Genomic DNA, 4,863 nt, shown 5'->3' on the forward strand with positions numbered 1-4,863 from the left:
GGGTGAAGGGTGAAGAACTCGATAGGGGAGTTAGTCTAGGTTGTCTAATTCCACTAATAACTCACTGAGTTCTTCTTCAGACATTTCTGGTGGTTCCCCCTTGTTTTTTTCATAGTGTGTGTTATAATTATCAACAAGAGAATTATTCTCTTTTCATTTTTTTTCAGTTTGTTGAGCAGAATACTTTTTTTGAATAAAAGATTGGTATTCTGCTTTTAGTTTGTCGCTTTCAGCACAAATTTGTTTGCGTGCTTGTTGGTAAGTTAACCCACTTAAAAATGGGTTTGTTGCTTGTTCTTTTTCGTATTTGCGTTGTGCCACAGTTAAATAATGCAATTCTTTAATTGCAGTGTCGCGGATCGCTTGATATCCAGTTAAGCGATATTTATTATTATCTCGTGTATTATAAATTCAATAAGTAAAATTTAAGTCAACACCAACCAAAAAGTATTTACCAGTTTTATCAATAAAACACATTATTTTTGGCACACAAATAAACTTGTTATAAATTTTTACTTTATAACTATCTTTGCGGGTAGGGTGTTGGCGAACACATTTTTTCGGTAAGTAAAAATTAGAGATATGTTTTTTCTCATCAAGTTGATTAATAACTTTATGATTAAACCCATTTATCTCAACAAAGTGATAATTGACTTGTTCTGTTTGTTGTAATTGTTGCATAATAATATGCTCCTTTCTGCCGTTTTGAGCGAATTTAAGCCCCATATCAGCGTTGATATTTTTCAAAATGTATTTTAAATAATAATATATATGGTTATTTCAACGATGATATAGACTGATAACGCTAATATAGTCTGATATAGAATGAATTTTTGTTATTTTAATATTTAAATAAAAAAATAGGTAGAATGAACTTTTTTCATTCTACCTATACACAAGACAATAAATAATGTTATAATTTAACTGTCCTACCATAAAACGGTGGGGGTTAAATCAATAAGCCCTAGTTAAGTGGTTTGTGAGACCCTTAATAGGTGTATAGAAGAATGACTGCTGGGTCATTTTTCTTTTTATTTAATTGTTTTTATTTTACCACAAAGGGGATTAAATAATTTAATTTCAACTCCTTTTTTGTAACAAATAAAAAGGGAAATAACAGACCGCTATTTCCACAAACATTATAATAATTGATATAACACATTCTAAGTTAAATAAAATATGTTAAAATTGTTCATGGAAACACAGTTACTTCAAAATTGTTGTGTTTCCGTTTTTAATTGTCCTAGCATTTAAAGTGCTAACAAATTTATTATATAGCAAATTATAAAAAGATACAAATATTTTAAAAAATAAAAACACCTTATTAAATATTAAAATAAGGTGTTTTTATAATTAGTATATTTAAATACACTAAAAAAATTATTAAAGATTTAACAGATATTACTGTTGAATAAGAAAAAATAAATATGACACTTTGAACCGTTACCTTTTATTTAAAAGAAATTTATAAATAAGTGTCTAAATAAATTTTAACATAATTTTTTTATTTATTTAATTTTTGAATTAAACCATCTAAGCAAGTGGAGCCCACTTGTATTTTTTTTAATAAATAACTTGCCACTTGGTAGCGTTGTTTTTAAATAGCATAAATACTTACTATGATATTTTAAAAACAAAGAAATAAAAACCCTTATTTTATAAGGGTTTTTAAATGGGAAATTATATTAAATTATTCGGTTTAAATTGCTCTAAATATTTCACAAGAATACTAATCAATTTTTATATTAATATTTTTTTTGTATTAGTTTCTTCTATCCCATTTATAATATTTTGTGTTCATATTTTTTCTATAGATTTTGGAACATATAATATACAGTTAAAGTCTATTCCAATTCCATTACCTTTATTATATGATAAAGGATTATTTTCAGATCAATGATCTTTAATTAAATTAAAAATAAATTTTATAATTTTATTTGCAAAAGGTATTGGTAATAATACTATAAGGACATCAATTAAATACCCATCTAACGTAGCATAATCAGCTATTTTTACTAATCAATCAATAACTTTACAAACATCATTACTTATTTTTCATGTAGAAGATGACATATTATGAACAATATATTCATTTTGTCCATAATCATTATATTGTTTTAACTCATTAATAAGCTTTAAAGCCTGTTTTTCGTGAGTTTTTTCTTTTAAAGCAATATCAATAATTTTATGAAGTTCCTCATCTGTTAAATCTTTTTTCTTAATTTCTTTTCCATGATCTGAAATTGTTTCTTCTTGTACTGAAATTAAGTCTTTTGTTGTTTCAACTTTATCTTCTGAAGAAATTACTTCTTCTGTTTTTGGTTCGTATGTTGTATTAGCAACAAGAGGTGCTACAGCACTAGTTGCTAACATACCTGTTCCTACTAAACTTAGTAGTTTTTTCATATATATCATTCCTTTCTTTTATAAAAATAGAAATAATAGGCTTATTTTCCTTATTATTTCCATAAATTTATAAAAGAATTGATATTATATTAAAATTTGATACAATAATTTACAGAAACACAAGGAATTAAGCATTTTGTGTTTTTATGCTATAAAATTATATTTCTATTTTTATACTTTTATCTTAACAAAGATATTTTAAATAACAACCTTTATTTTAAAATAAATGAAAATTTATTTTTTTTATTTGTTTCAAATTTTGTGGGTGTTTAGTTCTTGTCAAGCATAGTTATTGATTTGATTTTGTATTCAGTTGGCGAGAGTTTGAGTTGGGGTAATTCAGTGGACTTGGTAGTTGTCTTTATAGTATTTGCAAAGACCATCAAGTTTTTTTCTAAACCGCTCGGGAGTTTTGCGTGTTCGCTCAAATTCCACTAATTGAATTGTCCCATCAGTTTTGTAAACAATTAAGTCAGGGTAGGCGTTGAGGTTATCGTTTTCCATTTTTAACTCCCGCTCTGTTTGGTAATGTTCGATGTCATTTTGTGCAACAAGTCATTTGATGAGCATATCTTGGTAGGTCAGTTCATAGCATTTTGTCTTAAATGTTTTTTGTGTCAGCAATGCGACTTGTTCTATATTTAAATAACCCCAACGATTAATCATCAGCAATATTTTTTCTAACTCGCCCATAACACTACCTCCTTACCGACCACTTTTGTGTTACGCAGAATAAGAAAGAATATATAAGGTATTTTAAAATACCTTATTAATACCTAATAAATATATCTTAAATTTTTTAAAAAAAAAATTAATACTTTTTGGATAAAATTACTAATAGATTTAATTTAATAATAATTAAAATTTAATATAATATTTAGGTTTTGATATAGTAATGGTATTTATTTTGGTTTTCTATTGGAAAAAAATGAATAATAAAACTCGGTGATTTATCAAATCGAAAAAACGATATGATAAAGACCATATCTTGGGTTTGTTTATTCGTTGTCTTGCTACTCTGTGGTTTTACGCAAGTTCTGTGCTTTGTTGGTAGGGGGGGTGAAGAACTCGATAGGGGAGTTAGTCTAGGTTGTCTAATTCCACTAATAACTCACTGAGTTCTTCTTCAGACATTTCTGGTGGTTCCCCCTTGTTTTTTTCATAGTGTGTGTTATAATTATCAACAAGAGAATTATTCTCTTTTCATTTTTTTTCAGTTTGTTGAACAGAATACTTTTTTTGAATAAAAGATTGGTATTCTGCTTTTAGTTTGTCGCTTTCAGCACAAATTTGTTTGCGTGCTTGTTGGTAAGTTAACCCACTTAAAAATGGGTTTGTTGCTTGTTCTTTTTCGTATTTGCGTTGTGCCACAGTTAAATAATGCAATTCTTTAATTGCAGTGTCGCGGATCGCTTGATATCCAGTTAAGCGATATTTATTATTATCTCGTGTATTATAAATTCAGTAGTTAAAATACATATCAAGACCAACCAAAAAGTATTTACCAGTTTTATCAATAAAACACATTATTTTTGGCACATGATCAATTAAAATTAGGTCTTGATAATTATTTGAATTTTCTTTCATTTCTTTAATTTTATTTCATTTACTATTATCAAGACCTAATTTTAATTGATCATGTGCTAAAAATTTATAATATTTTTCAATTTCATTATATTGATTGTGTGATTTATGTTTAATAATTTTTTTATGATCAGAATTTATTCATCAAATTATAGAAGTTCCTGCAATTGTTAAACCACCAATTACTAATGATAAACCCAAAGTTCCTGGAGCTAAAGTTAAACTAGTAGCAGCTTCTGCTCCTAAAACTGTTCCTTCAACTGCCGTTGTTTCAATAGCAGTAACAGTTTCAGCAACAGCTAAATTTTCTGTTGTACTTGCTGATAAAAGCGGGACGAGTTCAGTTCCTTCTGCACTTATAGCACCGCTGGCGCCACCACTACCAACAATTATTTTTGTTCCAATAGCACTAATCCCCGCACCAAGCAATGATGTACCCAGTACTTCTAATTTCTTTTTAAATATTGCTTTATCAGCTTTAGATAAATTTTGATAATGTTGATTAATTTCATTTAATTTTTGTTGTTTTTGTTCTTTTGATAAATTATTAAATTTATCAAAAATTTTTTGATTAGTTAATAATGTTTCTTTTATAGGTTTATTTTCTGTTGTTGTAGAATGATTTTCTATTCGTTTTAATGTCGCATAAATATTTTCTTGTTTTAAACTAAAAGAAACATTAATAGTATCATGTCATAAATGAGCATAACCATTATTATCAATATAGGTATCATGTTCTAAATATCCTCAAGCTATTGCTGAATTACTTGTAATATTAGAAATACTTCTTATACAATTTATATCTATATTTGGATTTAATCTTAAAATTTCATTTAAAATAGTGCTTGGCAAATTATTTGGTAATTCACCTAA

The 4,863-nt window shown here is 26.9% G+C and carries 3 protein-coding genes and 1 pseudogene; all 4 read right to left on the reverse strand.

Annotation, left to right across the window (positions count from 1 at the left end; genetic code table 4):
- Nucleotides 1-30 precede the first annotated feature (30 nt).
- A complete protein-coding gene (locus C6B38_RS08780; protein ID WP_105299340.1) occupies nucleotides 31-681 on the reverse strand; it encodes a hypothetical protein in 651 nt (216 codons plus the stop codon).
- A 1,059-nt stretch (nucleotides 682-1,740) separates the two neighbouring features.
- The gene (locus C6B38_RS08785) at nucleotides 1,741-2,406 is read right to left on the reverse strand and encodes a hypothetical protein (RefSeq protein ID WP_105299341.1); all 666 of its coding nucleotides are present in this window, start codon (nucleotides 2,404-2,406) and stop codon (nucleotides 1,741-1,743) included.
- A gap of 243 nt (nucleotides 2,407-2,649) precedes the next feature.
- Nucleotides 2,650-3,099, reverse strand: a complete 450-nt coding sequence (locus tag C6B38_RS08790; protein ID WP_105299342.1) for a hypothetical protein — start codon at nucleotides 3,097-3,099, stop codon at nucleotides 2,650-2,652.
- A gap of 387 nt (nucleotides 3,100-3,486) precedes the next feature.
- Nucleotides 3,487-4,863 (reverse strand): annotated as a pseudogene (locus C6B38_RS08795) (hypothetical protein); the annotation flags it as partial.

This window comes from Spiroplasma sp. ChiS, assembly GCF_002968355.1.
GTDB classification, from domain to species: Bacteria; Bacillota_I; Bacilli_A; order Mycoplasmatales; family Mycoplasmataceae; genus Spiroplasma; species Spiroplasma citri.